Origin of the sequence: Candidatus Limnocylindrus sp., from assembly GCF_040397215.1 — a bacterium.
GTDB lineage: Bacteria > Chloroflexota > Limnocylindria > Limnocylindrales > Limnocylindraceae > Limnocylindrus.
The window spans coordinates 1-14832 of the sequence record NZ_JBBAWK010000020.1; the positions used below are offsets into that span (position 1 = coordinate 1).

The 14832-nt window shown below is 63.4% G+C and carries 19 protein-coding genes; 1 reads left to right on the forward strand and 18 read right to left on the reverse strand.

All coding sequences use genetic code 11. From position 1 onward, the window contains the following. The 18 genes from AC3LCN_RS05130 to AC3LCN_RS05215 all read right to left on the reverse strand — a co-directional run. On the reverse strand, positions 1-230 hold a 230-nt coding region (locus tag AC3LCN_RS05130), incomplete at its 3' end, for a NusA N-terminal domain-containing protein (protein WP_488649001.1). A gap of 117 nt (positions 231-347) precedes the next feature. Then, positions 348-1616, reverse strand: a complete 1269-nt coding sequence (gene ispG / locus AC3LCN_RS05135) for a flavodoxin-dependent (E)-4-hydroxy-3-methylbut-2-enyl-diphosphate synthase (protein ID WP_488649002.1) — start codon at positions 1614-1616, stop codon at positions 348-350. Next, positions 1613-2695 carry a M50 family metallopeptidase gene (locus AC3LCN_RS05140; protein ID WP_488649003.1) on the reverse strand — a complete coding sequence of 361 codons (1083 nt, stop codon included), beginning with the start codon at positions 2693-2695 and terminating at the stop codon, positions 1613-1615. The genes ispG and AC3LCN_RS05140 overlap by 4 nt, the downstream gene beginning before the upstream one ends. Continuing rightward, complete coding sequence (locus AC3LCN_RS05145; protein ID WP_488649004.1) at positions 2695-3822, reverse strand: 1-deoxy-D-xylulose-5-phosphate reductoisomerase; 1128 nt, start codon at positions 3820-3822, stop codon at positions 2695-2697. The genes AC3LCN_RS05140 and AC3LCN_RS05145 overlap by 1 nt, the downstream gene beginning before the upstream one ends. Before the next feature lies 1 nt (position 3823). After that, positions 3824-4666, reverse strand: coding sequence for a phosphatidate cytidylyltransferase (locus AC3LCN_RS05150; protein WP_488649005.1), 843 nt, complete (start codon positions 4664-4666; stop codon positions 3824-3826). After that, entirely contained in the window at positions 4663-5412 is a 750-nt protein-coding gene (gene uppS / locus AC3LCN_RS05155; protein WP_488649006.1) for a polyprenyl diphosphate synthase, read from the reverse strand. The genes AC3LCN_RS05150 and uppS overlap by 4 nt, the downstream gene beginning before the upstream one ends. Beyond that, positions 5409-5954 (reverse strand): ribosome recycling factor, encoded by a 546-nt coding sequence (frr, locus tag AC3LCN_RS05160; protein ID WP_488649007.1) that lies wholly within the window; start codon positions 5952-5954, stop codon positions 5409-5411. Before frr ends, uppS begins: the two co-directional genes overlap by 4 nt. Beyond that, entirely contained in the window at positions 5951-6685 is a 735-nt protein-coding gene (gene pyrH, locus AC3LCN_RS05165) for a UMP kinase (protein ID WP_488649008.1), read from the reverse strand. Before pyrH ends, frr begins: the two co-directional genes overlap by 4 nt. Before the next feature lie 30 nt (positions 6686-6715). Continuing rightward, on the reverse strand, positions 6716-7312 hold the full coding sequence (gene tsf, locus AC3LCN_RS05170; RefSeq protein ID WP_488649009.1) for a translation elongation factor Ts: 597 nt from the start codon (positions 7310-7312) through the stop codon (positions 6716-6718). A gap of 10 nt (positions 7313-7322) precedes the next feature. Next, positions 7323-8192 (reverse strand): 30S ribosomal protein S2, encoded by an 870-nt coding sequence (gene rpsB, locus AC3LCN_RS05175; RefSeq protein ID WP_488649010.1) that lies wholly within the window; start codon positions 8190-8192, stop codon positions 7323-7325. Between the two features lie 156 nt (positions 8193-8348). After that, positions 8349-8696 (reverse strand): YraN family protein, encoded by a 348-nt coding sequence (locus tag AC3LCN_RS05180; RefSeq protein WP_488649011.1) that lies wholly within the window; start codon positions 8694-8696, stop codon positions 8349-8351. A 47-nt stretch (positions 8697-8743) separates the two neighbouring features. Continuing rightward, complete coding sequence (gene rnhB, locus AC3LCN_RS05185; protein ID WP_488649012.1) at positions 8744-9415, reverse strand: ribonuclease HII; 672 nt, start codon at positions 9413-9415, stop codon at positions 8744-8746. Next, positions 9412-10068: a 50S ribosomal protein L19 gene (gene rplS / locus AC3LCN_RS05190; RefSeq protein ID WP_488649013.1), complete on the reverse strand. Its 657-nt coding sequence runs from the start codon at positions 10066-10068 to the stop codon at positions 9412-9414. The genes rnhB and rplS overlap by 4 nt, the downstream gene beginning before the upstream one ends. Before the next feature lie 76 nt (positions 10069-10144). Further along, positions 10145-10855, reverse strand: coding sequence for a tRNA (guanosine(37)-N1)-methyltransferase TrmD (gene trmD / locus AC3LCN_RS05195; RefSeq protein WP_488649014.1), 711 nt, complete (start codon positions 10853-10855; stop codon positions 10145-10147). Then, a complete protein-coding gene (rimM, locus tag AC3LCN_RS05200) occupies positions 10852-11493 on the reverse strand; it encodes a ribosome maturation factor RimM (RefSeq protein WP_488649015.1) in 642 nt (213 codons plus the stop codon). The genes trmD and rimM overlap by 4 nt, the downstream gene beginning before the upstream one ends. After that, on the reverse strand, positions 11486-11719 hold the full coding sequence (locus tag AC3LCN_RS05205) for a KH domain-containing protein (RefSeq protein ID WP_488649016.1): 234 nt from the start codon (positions 11717-11719) through the stop codon (positions 11486-11488). The genes rimM and AC3LCN_RS05205 overlap by 8 nt, the downstream gene beginning before the upstream one ends. Beyond that, a complete protein-coding gene (rpsP, locus tag AC3LCN_RS05210) occupies positions 11720-12292 on the reverse strand; it encodes a 30S ribosomal protein S16 (protein WP_488649017.1) in 573 nt (190 codons plus the stop codon). Between the two features lie 119 nt (positions 12293-12411). After that, positions 12412-13845 (reverse strand): signal recognition particle protein, encoded by a 1434-nt coding sequence (locus AC3LCN_RS05215; RefSeq protein ID WP_488649018.1) that lies wholly within the window; start codon positions 13843-13845, stop codon positions 12412-12414. 22 nt (positions 13846-13867) lie between these two features. Here AC3LCN_RS05215 and AC3LCN_RS05220 point away from each other — a divergent pair. Further along, positions 13868-14832, forward strand: a 965-nt coding sequence (locus AC3LCN_RS05220; RefSeq protein ID WP_488649019.1) for an MFS transporter, incomplete at its 3' end; no start/stop codon positions are given.

The window sequence follows — 14832 nt, forward strand, 5'->3', positions numbered from 1 at the left end:
AAGACCCGCATTGCCCCTGATTCAGGATCAAGGCGCACGTGGATGTCGGATGAGGTGTGTCGGCGATTCAGAGCGACCGCGTAGGACTCCTCTGCCGCCTGCAACACCGCAGCTCGATCAATACCGCGCTCAGCGCCTAGCTGAATGAGGGCGCTCACAAGCTCTTTGCTCACGTCACGCCTCCCCTCTGTACTTGCGACCCCGATAAAAAAGACGTGGGGGTCACCCACGTCTCTCGTCCGGCGGCCGTTGTTACACGAACTATACCACGGGCATCCGAAGGCCTAAGGTCTGCGGGCTTGCGACCCCTTCTGAGGCGCCCCAAGCCTGCGCAAAGACGACGGGCGCTAGCTCTTTGGGTAGTGGGCCTCTACGTAGCGTTCGAGGATCTCTAGGAACTCAGCCACGATTCGATCTCCGCGGAGGGTGGTGAGCAGGGCGCCATCCTGAAAGACGGGCGCTACCGGCTCTTCAAAAGTGCCTGGAAGGCTGATTCCGAGGTTCGCGTGCTTCGACTCCCCTGGTCCGTTCACGACACAGCCCATGACCGCGACCTCGAGGTTCTCGACCCCAGGGTGCAGTGGTCGCCACTCTGGCAGACGCGCCTTCAGGTAGCCCTGAATCTCTTGCGCCATCTCTTGGAAGAAGGTGCTCGTGGTGCGCCCGCACCCTGGGCACGAGGTCACCTGTGGCGAGAAGGCACGAAGGCCAAGCGACTGAAGGATCTGCTGAGCCACCTCAACCTCGAGCGCGCGGTCCGCACCTGGCTCTGGTGTCAGCGAGACGCGAATCGTGTCACCGATCCCCTGGTTCAACAGATGTCCGAGGGCGGCGCTCGTGGCCACGATCCCCTTCACTCCCATCCCCGCCTCTGTTAGGCCGAGATGCAAAGGGTAGTCGCAGCGGCCTGCTAGCTCGGTGTAGACGTCAAATAGGTCGCGCACGTTAGAAGTCTTCGCAGAGAGCAGAATGCGATCGTGCGGTAGACCCGTCGCTTCAGCGAGTTCCGCCGACTGCATTGCAGAGCGCACGATCGCTTCGATTGTTACGGCACGTGCGCTAGCGGGAGTAGCCACTGCAGCGTTCTCCTCCATCAACCTCGTGAGAAGATCCTGATCGAGTGATCCCCAGTTGACGCCGATGCGTACCGGTTTGTCGTGATCAATCGCAACCTTCACGATCGTCGAGAAATTCTCATCGCGGTGCTTACTCCCGACATTGCCAGGATTGATCCGATACTTTGCCAGCAGTGCGGCACTCTTCGGGTGAGCGGCGAGGAGCTTGTGGCCGTTGTAGTGGAAGTCGCCTGCGATCGGCGTGCTCAATCCTTCGTCGGCCAGTCGCTGCACGATCTCGGGGATGGCCGCGGCAGCTGCATCATTGTTGACCGTGACGCGCACGATCTGACTTCCTGCGCGTGCAAGGTGCGCAACTTGTGCGGCGGTTCCTGCCGCGTCGGCGGTGTCAGTGTTCGTCATTGATTGCACCACGATCGGATGCGCTGAGCCAACCAGCACGCCGCCCACGGAGACGCTCGGCGTTGAGCGACGAGCAGGGCGCAGTTGATCCGGGCTATCGGCTGCAGGGCGTGCGACGACGTTTAGTTCGCGACTCATCGCTCTACTCCGAACAGGTTGAGGATGTCACCAAGCGAGATCCAGGCGAAGAGGGCGAGCATCAGCACGGCACCGGCCGTGACAAGCTGGCGCTCGACGCGGCGACCACGCACCTCACCGAGCAGCCGCCGTAGGAAAAGCGCAGCAACGCGGCCACCATCAAGTGGGGGAATGGGTAGCAAATTCAGCACGCCGAGATTTGCTGAGAGCAGCGCGGCGATATGCAGGAGGCCAGAAAATCCGAGCTTGCCAGCCGCGGCAGAAACGCCCACTGCAATACCGATTGGCCCGGCGACAGAACTTGAGCCGTCAGCGGGTCGGAATGGCGAGGTGATGAAACTGCCCAGCGCGCCGAGAATTGAGGTGCCAGCATCCCAGGTGCGCGTACCAGCAAGTACCAGTACATCGCCGATTGGGCGTGCGAGTGGGCCCGCACCGTCAATCGATTCAATCTGCACACCCATGTACCCCTGACCAGCCGCCTCAGCGGCGGTGCGCAACGTAATGAAAACCTCGCGCGCGGTTTGGCCAGGAGTCTCCACCGTCACACGCACGCTCTCCCCTGCGCGATCGGGAAGGGTCCGTAGCGGCGAATCGAAGCGGTCGAACGTCTCCCCTTCTAAGCCCACGATGCGGTCACCTGGCAGCATGCCGGCGGCGGCCGCTGGAGAGCCTGGCTGAACGTCAGCGAGGAGGATGCTGGCACGCTCAGCAAGTGGTCCAGAGAGGAGCAACATCAGCAGGAAGGCGACCACGATGTTCATGGCGACCCCCGCCACCATCACCAGCACCTTTGAGGTCAGCGTGGCTCGTTCCCAGCCTGCAGGGTCGGTATCACCCTCTTCGCTGCCCGCCATGCGTACAAAGCCACCGAGCGGGAGGGCATTGATGGTGAGCTCCGTGCGCCGACCGCGGAGCAGCGTGAAGAGGCGTGGTGGGAAACCGATGCCAAACTCAGGAACGTCGATACCGCGGAGTCGCGCGGCAAGGAGATGCCCCAGCTCGTGGACCACGATGAGCGGCACAACGAGGAACACGAATACGAGCACCGGTCCGGCGATGCCGGTCAGAATCTCCATCAGGCGGCCCCACTCCAGCGCTCTGCGAACAGCGTCACCTCTTCATGCAGCGCGATCACCTCATTGATGCTCCCTGGGGCGGGGCGAACGCCAAACCGCTCAACCGCATCGCGGAGCAGCTGTGGGATGCCGCCCAGCGGGAACTCCCCAGCCAGGAAGCGGGTGACGGCCACGCCGTCGGCGGCGATCAGAGCGCCTGGGGCTGCCCCGCCGGCTCGACCTGCCTCCAAGGCGATCGCCAGGCCCGGGAAGCGCACAAGGTCGGGCGCGTTGAACGTGAGTGATCCGTGCGATGCGAGGTTCACGGTCGGGATTGTTGCAGCCATACGCATAGGATAGCCGAGGGCGTATCCGATCGGTCCGCGCATATCCGGGCTCCCCATCTGCGCTTTCGTTGATCCATCAACAAACTCCACGAGGCCATGCACGACGCTCTGTGGGTGCACCACGATCTTGATCTGCGCCATCGGCACGGTGAAGAGTCGGTGTGCTTCAATCGCCTCAAGGCCCTTGTTTACGAGGGTTGCTGAATCAATGGTGATCTTCGCCCCCATACTCCAGGTTGGGTGCCTGAGCGCCGTAGCGGGAGTTGCGGCGGCAATCTCGGCGGCGGTCGACTCGCGAAACGGACCGCCACTCGCCGTCAGCCAGAGTGACCGAACGCGATCCAGCGATTCGCCGACGAGGCACTGCCAGAGCGCTGAGTGTTCTGAGTCAACTGGGCGCAACCGTTCCAATACATTGGTCCCCTTGCGATCTGCAGCTGAACGGGCGGCGCGCATCACCACATCACCTCCGGCGACGATCGTCTCCTTATTCGCGATCGCCACCGCCACACCCGCCTCAAGAGCGGCGACGGTTGCGGCAAGGCCGACAACACCAGTCGTGGCAATCAGGGCAACATCTGGCGCGGTATCAAGGACGATGGCCCGCAGATCATCTGCACTACCGCCGACGAGGCTGCGGGCCTGCGAATGGGCCGTTGCCAGAGCATCATGCTGCTCACCACCGCGGCCTGATGCCAGGGCAACGAGTTCAAACTCCTCGGGGTGCTGTGCAATAACATCGGCAGCTTGGACGCCGATCGACCCGCTTGCGCCAAGCAGGGCAACGCGGATACGGCTCACCCTACGCTCGCAGGAGCAACGCAGCGATCAGCGTGACGGGCGCCGCGAGCAGCAGGCTATCGATGCGATCAAGAACGCCACCGTGTCCTGGGATCAGATTCGATGCGCTCTCGGCGCCTGCGACGCGCTTAAAGAGGGACTCAAGGAGGTCACCCGCTTCCGCCGCAGTGGCGATGATCAAACCCCAGACCAGCCCCCAGAGCGGGCGCACCTCTTCGGGGGTGCCCAGTGTGAAGAGTGGTCCAGCGATCAGGGCGCCAACGAAACCCGCAACGAGAATGCCACCGATGAAACCCTCAAGGCTTTTGCGCGGCGAGAGGACCGGAGCCAACTTGCGCCGACCGATCGTGCGCCCAACGAGGTAGGCGGCACTGTCTGCGGTCCAGACGATCGCCAACAGCCAAACGATCCAGCGTGCCGGCGCACCCCGATCAAGCGGATCTAGCGATGCGAGTAGTGGGAGCAGTGTCAACGGGCTCAACCAGATCACCGCAGCCAGCGTGCCAAGGAGAAGTCGCAGCTCAGGCTCTAGCCCCTTCGCTGTCGCACGAATCGCTCGGCGAACCACCGTGCCGACGAAGATCAGGAGTGCCGTAATTGTCAGTACCGCACCGAGGGCCGGCGAGATGGCGGCGAAGAGCGGGCTGACCACGATGACGGTGATCCAGAGCGCGGAGGCTCCACCGATCACCTTGGTGAGGATTCGAGCCGCCTCTCGTGCCGCAAGCGCGATGAGAAGAACGGTTACCGCGAGTGTGCCTGCTGGTGGGAAGAGCGCAACGGCGGCTACGGGAAGGATCAAGAGCGAGCCGATCACCCGCTGCGTCAGCGCTCCGCTGCTCATCGCCCGAACCGCCGGATTCGCTGGGCGTAGGTTGCGATCGCCGTATCAAGATCCGCCGCACCAAAGTCTGGCCAGAGTGTTGCCGTCGTTACGATCTCTGCGTAGGCGCTCTGCCACAGCAGGAAGTTCGAGAGGCGCTCCTCCCCGCCCGTGCGAATCACAAGGTCGGGGTCTGGTGTGCCGGCGGTGTAGAGGGCGCTGGCAATCGTGCCCTCATCAATGCTGTCTGGAGCAAGCTCAGACGCAACGATCGAGCGGACCGCATCAACAATCTCGGTGCGGCTACCGTAGTTAAAAGCGACAGCCAACTGGAGCTTTGTGCCGCCTACCGTCTTTGCACACGCAGCCTCAATGCGCTCCTGCGCCTGATCTGGCAACTCGGCGAGTCGACCAAGAAAGCGGACGGCCACCCCCTGCGCAAGTAGCTCGGGCGTCTCATCATCGATCACCTTCGCCAGGAGATTGAAGAGCTGAGCCACCTCTTTGTCGCTGCGGGCCCAATTCTCGCGGCTGAACGCGTAGACGGTTAGATGTGGGATGCCGATCTGCACTGCGTGCTTGAGAACGGTGCGCAAAGCCTCTGTGCCAGCAACGTGCCCTTCGAGTTCATCGAGATTCCGACCGCGTGCCCAGCGCCGATTCCCGTCCATGATGATGGCGACATGGCGCGGCGCGCCCTCGGGCGGTGGGATGCTGTGCACCAGCGGCTTTGCGTCAGCAGGACGCCGCATTTCGGCGTCGGTCACCCTTCGAGAACCTCGCGCTCCTTCGCAGCGGTCAACTTGTCGATCTCAGTAATCTTTCCATCGGTCAGCTTCTGAAGCGCCTCGAGCTGGCGGCGAGCATCATCCTCGCCGATCTCCTTGGCCTTCTCCGCCTTCTTGACCGCCTCTTGCTCGTCACGCCGAACATTGCGGATCTCAACACGCGCCTCTTCGGCCCGCTTACCCATCTGCTTTACGAGGTCTTTGCGGCGCTCCTCTGTCATTGCAGGTACGCGGAGTCGGATAACTCCACCGTCTACCGCAGGGGTCATGCCGAGCTGAGCGTTGTTGAGAGCCTTCTCAATGGCGGGGATCGCCGACTTATCCCATGGCTGAATCACGAGCAGAGTATTCTCTGGAACGCTGATCCCGGCCATCTGGTTGAGTGGTGTGATCGCGCCGTAGTGCTCAACGGTGACGCGCTCAACGAGCGACGCACTGGCGCGGCCGGTTCGGAAGCCGCCTAAATCCTTACCAAAGGCTTCGACCGCCTTGGCCATGCGCTCAGTTGCCGTGCTGCTCATCGCGTACCCCCTTTACTGATCAGGGTGCCGACCGCTTCGCCGCGCACAGCCTTCAGAATATTCTCATGGGCGTCGAGGTCAAAGACCACGATCGGCAGGTCATTCTCCATGCAGAGCGAGACGGCCGCGGCGTCGAGGACTCGGAGCCCATCAACCAGCACCTGTCCATAGGTGATCGCTGGATAGCGCTTCGCATCGGGATACTTCACCGGATCCTTGTCGTAGACCCCGTCGACCTTGGTGGCCTTTAACACGACCTCAGCGCCAATCTCGACCGCGCGCAGCGCAGCAGCAGTGTCGGTGGTGAAGTACGGGTTCCCCGTGCCGGCTACAAAGACCACCACGCGCCCCTTTTCGAGGTGTCGCACAGCGCGTCGGCGGATGTAGGGCTCAGCAACTTCGTTCATGTCGATGGCGGTCATCACTCGCGTTGGCACGCCTGCGCGCTCAAGTGCATCTTGGAGGGCGAGACCATTCATCGCCGTAGCGAGCATGCCGATGTAGTCAGCGGTGGCGCGATCCATGCCGGTAGCAGTTGCTGCAGCCATGCCACGAAAGATATTTCCGCCGCCGACCACGATGCCAACCTGCACGCCGAGAGCCGTCACGGCCTTCACCTGCTCAGCGACGAATGCGACAACTTCAGGATCAACGCCGTACTCAAGCTTCCCGAGGAGTGCCTCCCCGGAGAGCTTCAACAGAATTCGCTGATAGCGTGTGGTTTCGGTCATGCCGCCTCCACCGCCCCAATCATGTGGGGCCTACAGCTCCTCGCCGAGTGCGTAGCGCACGAAGCGCCGTACTCGGATGTTCTCACCAATCGTGGCAATCGCGTTCGTAATCAGCTGAGCAACGGTCTCATCACCGTCGCGGAACGGCTGATCGAGAAGGCAGACCTCTTCGAACCACTTGCGGAGTTGGCCCTCAACGATCTGCGCCCGCATCGCCTCTGGCTTCTTGGCTAACGCCTCATCCTCAAGGAGGGCGGCGCGCTTCGCCTCAAGTGCGGCGACAGGGATCTGGTCCTGGCTGACATAGAGCGGATGAAGGCCTGCGATCTGCATCGAAATATCTTTTACCAACTTCTGAAACTGCTCATTGCGCGCCACGAAGTCCGTCTCGCAATTGATTTCAAGAAGCACGCCGACACGGCCACCGGTGTGGATGTACGAAGAGACGAGTCCCTCACGTGCATCTCGGCCTGCCTTCTTCGCGGCAGCGGCAAGGCCAGCCTCACGAAGTGCGAGTACGGCCTTCTCAACATCACCGCCGCACTCTTCGAGTGCGCGCTTGCAATCCATCATCCCAGCGCCTGTGCGCTCGCGTAGGTCTCGTACCGCCTCTGCGCTAATCGCCATGGTGACCTCCTTACACTGCTGGGATGGTGTCGACGGCGGGCGTTGGCTCCTCGTCAGGCGAGAAGCTCAGCGTGCCGGTGGCACTCAGCGCAGCAACGAGGTCGTCTTGCACATCTGAAGCCTCAGGTGCATCTGCCGCGTTCTCAGCAGCTGCTGCTGCGGCCTCTTGGGCCTCAAGTTCAGGCAAACGTGCGGCGCGAATAGCAGCGCCTTCGATCACCGCATCAGCAACGGCGGTGCAGATCAAGCGAATGCACTTGATCGCGTCGTCGTTTACTGGGATCGGATAAGTGAGTAGATCGGGATTGACGTTGGTGTCGGCGGTGCCGACAACAGGGATCCCGAGCTTGTTCGCTTCAATCGCGGCGAGGGTCTCGCGGCTTGGGTCAATGATGAAGACCATGCCTGGAGCCTTGCGCAGACGGCGCATGCCGCCGAGCGCTCCGCGCAGCTTCTCCAGCTTGTCGCCAAGCTTGGACGCCTCTTTCTTCGACATGATGGCGAACTCGCCAGCCTGCTCTCGAGCCTCAAGCTGCTCCATAAGGGTGAGGCGCTTACGAATCGTCATGAAGTTGGTGAGCATGCCGCCGAGCCAGCGCTTGATCACGTATGGCTGGCCGGCACGGGTCGCCTCCTCCTGAATCGGAGCCTGCGCCTGCTTCTTGGTGCCGACGAAGAGAATGGTCTCCCCGTTTGCGCTCGCGTCGCGCACAGCGTCGAGGGCAATCTGCAGGTGCTTCGCACTCTTGGCGAGGTCGAGGATGTGGATCCCGTTGCGCTGCGCGTAGATAAACGGCGCCATCTTGGGATTCCATCGGCGTGTCTGGTGCCCGAAGTGGGCTCCGACCTCGAGGAGGTCGCGCATCGTTACTGGTGCCATAGTTCTCCTTGCACGGTTATTCCACCGCGGGGCGCCGTCACGACCCCGGAGGGCCACCGTAGTGAGGCGTCTTGTTCCGCGTGCGTATTTCGTCCCCTTGCGGGGGCGGACGTCCGATTCGAACGCTACGGAATCCTAGCACGGGGCGCCGAGCCTCTAGGCGACCCCGCGAACGAGGCGGAGCCGTTCGCGCCCGGGGCTGCCGAGCACGAGGAGGAGGTCGATGCGGCACCCCTCTGGGAGGTGGGCACGCTGCCGCCGCAGTGCCCGCATCTTGCGTGCCCCCAGGAGCTCTGACGGCGAGGCGGCACCCACGGCGCCACGGCGCCGCACCTCGATGGCAACGAGGAGGCCGCGCGGGTCACGCGCGAGCAGGTCTACCTCAAGTCGCCCTAGTCGCAGGTCGCGCGAAAGGATCACCCAGCCGCTGCGAGCCAGGGATCGCGCCGCAAGAGCTTCGGCCTCACGACCGACGATTGCACGCTGCGCACTGCTGACTGCCACTTCGACATGTTCAGGCCAGCCGCGCACCCATCGCGTACTCCCTAGATTTAGCCTCGAGGCGGCAGTCCGAGACGTGCTGCGACAGGCGCATAGGTGCGGCGATGATGCGGTGTCACGCCGAGCGCATCGAGCGCTGCAAGGTGTGCGGGGGCTGGATAGCCCATATTCGATTCCCAGCCGTATCCGGGGTAGCGCAGTGCGAGCTCGGCCATGAGCTTGTCGCGAAGCACCTTCGCAACGATGGAGGCACAGGCGATCGCATAGACCGACTGATCGCCGCGAACGACCGTCGCATGTGGTCCGATCAGGTCGCGGAGTTCGCGCGCGCTACTCCCATCGACGAGGGCAAAGTCTGGCGCCGCCCCCCTTCTGCGAGAGAGTTGTGCTACGGCACGAGCCATCGCGCGATGCGATGCTGCGCGGGGGTTGATGCGTTCTACCTCTCGTGCTGAAGCGGCGCCGATACCGATGGCGAGCGCAACGTCTCGGATCTGCTGCGCGAGCACGACGCGGCGCGCTGGCGTCAGCATCTTCGAATCGCGAACGCCTGGGATCGGATCCCCTGCAGGCATCAGGATGGCGCAGGCGACGACAGGTCCAGCGAGCGGGGCGAGGCCAACCTCATCAATGCCGATGACGGCACGTTCAGGATGACCGTGGCGTAGCTCAAGTTCGCGAGTTGGCAGTGTGCGGCCACTCTTGGGCCGCAGGTCGCTCACTCCGGAGCCTTCTCCGTCTCCTCAGCGACTGGCGCCTCCGCAGGGGCGCTCTCTTCGGTGGCGACTTCAGCGTTCACTTCGGTCGCTTCAGCGACTGGCGCCTCAATGACTGGAGCTTCAGCAACGACCTCGGCTGCAGTTGCAGCGGCGGCGGCCTCTTCAGCAGCAACGGCTGCGGCGGCGGTAGCGGCTACTGCCGCCTCTTCCGCTGCAACGACTGCGGCAGATGCGGCGATCACGGCGTCAGCTTCGTCTTTCACGGCTTTCTTTGCGGCGGCCTTGACCTGGTTCTTGGCAATGTCGGTGGCGCTATCGCGGCGCTCACGGAGCGACGACTGCTTGCCAACGCGATCGCGGAGGAAGTAGAGCTGGGCCCGGTTGGACACACCGTGTCGGACCACTTCGATCTTCTCGATGCGTGGGCTGTGCACCTTGAAGGTTCGCTCGACGCCAACGCCTGAGGCGATTCGTCGAACGGTGATGTTCAAGCCGAGTCCGCCGCCGCGCAGGCGCATGACGGTGCCCTCGAATACCTGAATGCGCTCTCGGTTCCCTTCAACGACCTTTGCCGACACCTTGACGGTGTCGCCAGTCTTGATCTCCGGGAGATCGCTCTTCATCTGGGCGTTGGTCAGCGTGCGGATCAGATCCATAATTAGTCTCCGTGGTGGCCGACAGAACCTGTCGGCGCGGGCGGTGAGAATAGCACAGCCCTTCTGGGGCCTCCCCTTACGACCCCTCGCTCCCCTTCACAGGCTTGGCAAGGTCAGGGCGCTGGCGCTGGGTACGGCGAACCGCCTCCTCGTGGCGCCAGGCGGCTACCCCAGCGTGGTTCCCTGAGAGGAGGATCTCGGGGACCCCGACCCCACGGAATTCGGCGGGGCGGGTGAACTGGGGGTACTCCAGAAGCTCCCCGGAGAACGACTCCTCGGCGAGCGACGCGGCATCAATCGCGCCAGGCACGAGACGCAGGATTGCGTCACAAAGAACGATCGCCGCCGGCTCACCACCGGAGAGGACGAAATCGCCGATGCTCAGTTCGAGATCTACAAAGGCGCGGACGCGGTCATCCACCCCTTCATAGCGACCGCAGATGATGATCAGATGCGAGGCTGCCGCCAACGCTCGAACGCGCGGCTGCCGCAGGCGTTCGCCGCCCGCATCAAAGAGGATCACGGTTGAGTCTGGGCCGCGCAGCGCATCGATCGCCTCAACCAGCGGTTCTGGCCGCAAGAGCATCCCCGCCCCGCCGCCATACGGCTCATCGTCCACCGAGCGGTGCTTCCCGATCCCCCACGTGCGTAGATCGTGGCAGGTGAGGGTTGCCAGGCCGCGCTCAAGGGCGCGCGCTGGAATGCTGGCGGAGAGGGCCGACATGATCGTTTCTGGGAAGAGTGAGACCACATCAATCTTCAGTGCGGCGCGCACCTCGCCACTCATGCGTCACCTTCCAGACGCTTCGCAGCGCGCTGCTTCGGCCGGCGTGATGCCTTTGCGGCACGCAGCGAGGCGACGCTGCCTGGCGTCTTCTGTGGTCCGCGCCGACGAATCGGCTTTGCCGCGCGAACGGTGAGCTCTGACCCGGTGAGATCGGCAATGATGCGCCCTTCGCGTGGCGCGAACTCCACGATCACCGACGCAACGGCGGGCAGGTCAATCTCTCCCCCATCTGGCGTTCGCACGACATACACCTCGGCGCCGCCTGCGCGATAGAGATCATGAACTTCACCGATGATTTCACCTTGCGGGTCTCGCACCGTCACCCCAATCACCTCGTCCCAGAGCACGCGGTCTGGTGGGATCTGCACCTGTGCAGCTGGGATCGTGAGGTAGGCACCAACAAGTCGTTCGCCCGCCAACCGACTCTGCACCTCACCGACGCGAATAAAGAGGCCTGGGGAGCTAGGGGTTACCTCGAGGATTGTGAGGACGCGCTCAGAGCCTTCAACAGAGAGACGAGCACCAGGAAGAAAGCGCTGCTCGGGAAGGTCGGTCAGGACCTCGAGGCGAAGGGTGCCATCAAGACCGCGAACGCCGCGCACCTGCGCAACGCGCAGGTCCGTCGTTGCATCAGCCAATTTCGAGGACGTAGTTCTCTCCGGTGCGATTTGAAACGACCTTCAACAGGCTGCGCATCGCCTTGGCAATGCTGCCGTTGCGCCCGATGACTCGGCCCATGTCCTCTTCATCAACGAGAAGGCGCAAGATGATGGAGTCGCCATCCTCTTCGACCTCAACGCTGACACCGTCTGGATTATCGGCAAGGGACTTTGCGACATATTCAACAAGTTGCGCTGCTGCCACTTACGCCTCCTCGGCGGCAGGTGCCGCCTCTGCTGGTGCCTCTTCGACAACTGGTGCAGCCTCAAGAGCCGCGACTTCCTCTACTGGTGCAGCTTCGACTACGGGTGCAGCTTCGACTACAGGTGCAGCTTCGACGACAGGTGCAGCGTCGACGACAGGTGCATCTTCGGCCGGAGCGGCCTCAGGGGCTACTGCATCAGCGGTCGCCTCAACAGCGGCCTCTGGCGCAGCCTCAACGACCACCGTTGGCTCTTCGACAACTGGCCGCGTCCCAGGCTTGGTGTAGCCCGGCGTTGCAGCCTTCTCCAACGTCTTGCCGCCCATGGCAATCCCGCCGGCGCGCGCCTTGGTGATCAACTTGCCGACAACGTCAGATGGCTGTGCGCCCTTGGCGATCCAGGCATCAACCTTGGCGAGATCAAGCACCAGCGTCATTGGCTCGGTGCGTGGGTTGTAGTGGCCGAGAATTTCGAGTGAGCGACCATCGCGTGGCGAACGCCGATCAGTGGCAACCACACGATACGATGGCTGCTTAGATGCGCCCACGCGGGTCAAACGGATCCGAACACTCATCCCTGATGCATCCTCCGAGGCGCCGCCCCTTACGGTGCGGCTGGTGGTCCTGGCGTTGCCAGGGGGTCAGACCGTGAATCCTAGCCGCTCAGCGGCTCGGGCGCATCCCTCCCCGTGGACTAGCGCCGTTTGCCACCCTTTTTCGCCCGCTTTTCACGCTTCGCCGCCTTCGCAGGGATCCGCCCGCCCGCGTGCTTGCCAGGGAGGCCTGCGCCGCCGCCCATCAGCCGGCCCGGGTCTCCGCCACCGGCACGTCGCATCAGAGTGCGCATCTCCTCAAGTCGTTTCACCAGCCGATTGACCTCCTCAATGGCTCGTCCGGCCCCTGCGGCAATGCGTCGGCGCCGCGGCAGGGTCAAGAGGGCTGGGTCACGCCGTTCGGAAGGGGTCATCGAGAGGATGATCGCCTCCGTGCGCTTCAGTTCACCGCTGGCGACGGCGGCCTCGGCCTGCTCGGCCATCCCGCCCATCCCAGGGATCATCTTGACCACCTGGCCGATCGGCCCGAGCGATGACATTTGGCGGAGCTGGCCGAGAAGATCGTCGAAGGTCATCCCACCACGCAGTGCACGAGCCTCTACCGCCTTCGCGCGGACCTCGGCATCTGGCGCCGCGAGCGGCCCAACCTCGGCGTCTCGGACGCGCTCGGCCAGCGTTGCAAGGTCGCCCATGTCGAGAATGCGGTTGGCGATGCGCTCGGGATAGAAACGCTCCAGCGCATCGGAGCGCTCGCCGGTGCCCACATAGACGACCGGAATTCCTGCACCGCCGGCAATGGAGAGCGCGGCGCCACCGCGCGCATCGCCGTCAAGTTTGGAGAGGATGAGTCCCGTCGGCTCGGCCGCCGCTTTAAATCCTTCAGCGATCGCCAGGGCTGACTGACCGGTGGCCGCGTCGAGAACCAAGAGCCGCTCACGCGGCTTCGTCGCGTCACGAAGGTCGCGCAACTCCTCCAGGAGCTCGTCGTCAAGGGTGGTGCGCCCTGAGCTGTCGATGATCACCACGTCAAGGCCGAGGCGTCGGGCTGCAGCGATGGCACGCGTTCCGATCTCTGCCACTGGCGTACCGAGTGGTTCGCGATGCATTGGCACCTTGATTGCAGCGGCCAAGGTTGCGAGCTGCTCTGCCGCTGCCGGTCGACGTGGGTCGGCGGCGACGAGCAGCGGACGTCGACCATCTTTCGCCAAGCGGTAGGCAAGCTTTGCCGCCGTTGTTGTTTTACCCGCACCTTGCAAGCCGAGTAGAAGGATGGTGGCTGGTCGCTCGCGCAGGTCGAGGTCGCGACCAGAGCCACCCAGTGTCTCCGTCAGCGCGCTGTGCAAGATTCCCAGCATGCGCTCACCAGCGCCGAGGCCGCCGACGATCTCACTCTCGCGTGCGCGCTCACCGATCCGCTCCAACAGCTGCGCAACGACGGGCATCGCAACATCTGCGCCGACCAGGGAGGCGCGAATATCGGCAAGGCCGGCCTCAAGGTCGGCGGCACTGATTCGCCCACTCCCCGTAAGGCGGCGGAGTGAGGCCCGAAGACTGCTACCGAGCGCGTCAAACATGCCCAGAGTGTACGCTCGCGCGATGAGAGCTCGAAAAGGTACGCCCAAGAGGCAGGGTGGCCTCCAGGATCTAACCCCGCTCGTGCGGAGCGACGTGAACGTGCTGATCAGCGCGCAGGCTATTTCGACCTACGGCTCATTCATCACTAGAGCCGCCCTCCCTCTCCTCGCCATTCTCGGCCTTGGCATCAACGCCGCTGAGGCGGCCGCCCTCGCCGCTGTCGATCTGATTGCGGGCGCGGTCGTGAGCCAGTTCGCAGGGGTGTGGATCGACCGACTCCCCCGCAAGCCTGTCCTTATCGGCACCGACCTACTGCGCGCGCTGCTGCTCGGATCAATCCCGCTCGCTGCTGGCCTCTTCGGCGGGGTAACCCTCCCCCACCTGATTGCCGTCAGTGCACTCAGCGGCATGTGCACCACAACGTTTGAAATCGCCGAACGCAGTTACGTTGCTGGACTAGTGAACTCGCCCTCGCTGCGCGCTGTTCTCGCTCGCACGATGGCCATCCGTGGCGCCGCTGAATTCTTCGGGTTCGGCTCTGCCGGACTCTTGATCGGTGCATTCGGCGGTCCAACCGCCATCGGCATCGATGCTGCAACCTACATCGTTTCGGCGGTGCTGATTGGGTTCCTTCGTGTGGCGGAACCAAAACTGCCGCCAGAATCTGCACGGCGGAGCTTCCGCCGCGAGCTCGTTGATGGCCTGCAGAAAACGTGGTCCGTGGTGCTCATGCGACCGCTCCTCATCGCGACGTTTGTGATCGGGCTCTATTTCGGACTCTTCCGCTCCTCATACCTGCTCTACCTCACGAATGGGCTTGGGCTCGGTCCAGAGGCGATTGGCCTGGTGATCGCAACTGGCGGTATCGCCGCCTTCCTTGGCGGAGCGCTGACCGAACGGATCTCTCGACTCCTCGGCGTTGGGCGAGCGATCTCCGTCAGCTTGGCGATCGTGGGCTTTGGTTTGATCCTTGTGCCGCTCGCGCC

What these genes read in the sequence shown, in the direction of transcription:
- rpsB (WP_488649010.1), bottom strand. Translation starts at nt 8,192, where the DNA reads ATGGCACCAGTAACGATGCGCGACCTCCTCGAGGTCGGAGCCCACTTC.
- tsf (WP_488649009.1), bottom strand. Translation starts at nt 7,312, where the DNA reads ATGGCGATTAGCGCAGAGGCGGTACGAGACCTACGCGAGCGCACAGGC.
- ispG (WP_488649002.1), bottom strand. Translation starts at nt 1,616, where the DNA reads ATGAGTCGCGAACTAAACGTCGTCGCACGCCCTGCAGCCGATAGCCCG.
- frr (WP_488649007.1), bottom strand. Translation starts at nt 5,954, where the DNA reads ATGAGCAGCACGGCAACTGAGCGCATGGCCAAGGCGGTCGAAGCCTTT.
- AC3LCN_RS05150 (WP_488649005.1), bottom strand. Translation starts at nt 4,666, where the DNA reads ATGAGCAGCGGAGCGCTGACGCAGCGGGTGATCGGCTCGCTCTTGATC.
- rpsP (WP_488649017.1), bottom strand. Translation starts at nt 12,292, where the DNA reads ATGAGTGTTCGGATCCGTTTGACCCGCGTGGGCGCATCTAAGCAGCCA.
- AC3LCN_RS05140 (WP_488649003.1), bottom strand. Translation starts at nt 2,695, where the DNA reads ATGGAGATTCTGACCGGCATCGCCGGACCGGTGCTCGTATTCGTGTTC.
- pyrH (WP_488649008.1), bottom strand. Translation starts at nt 6,685, where the DNA reads ATGACCGAAACCACACGCTATCAGCGAATTCTGTTGAAGCTCTCCGGG.
- trmD (WP_488649014.1), bottom strand. Translation starts at nt 10,855, where the DNA reads ATGAGTGGCGAGGTGCGCGCCGCACTGAAGATTGATGTGGTCTCACTC.
- rplS (WP_488649013.1), bottom strand. Translation starts at nt 10,068, where the DNA reads ATGGATCTGATCCGCACGCTGACCAACGCCCAGATGAAGAGCGATCTC.
- AC3LCN_RS05215 (WP_488649018.1), bottom strand. Translation starts at nt 13,845, where the DNA reads ATGTTTGACGCGCTCGGTAGCAGTCTTCGGGCCTCACTCCGCCGCCTT.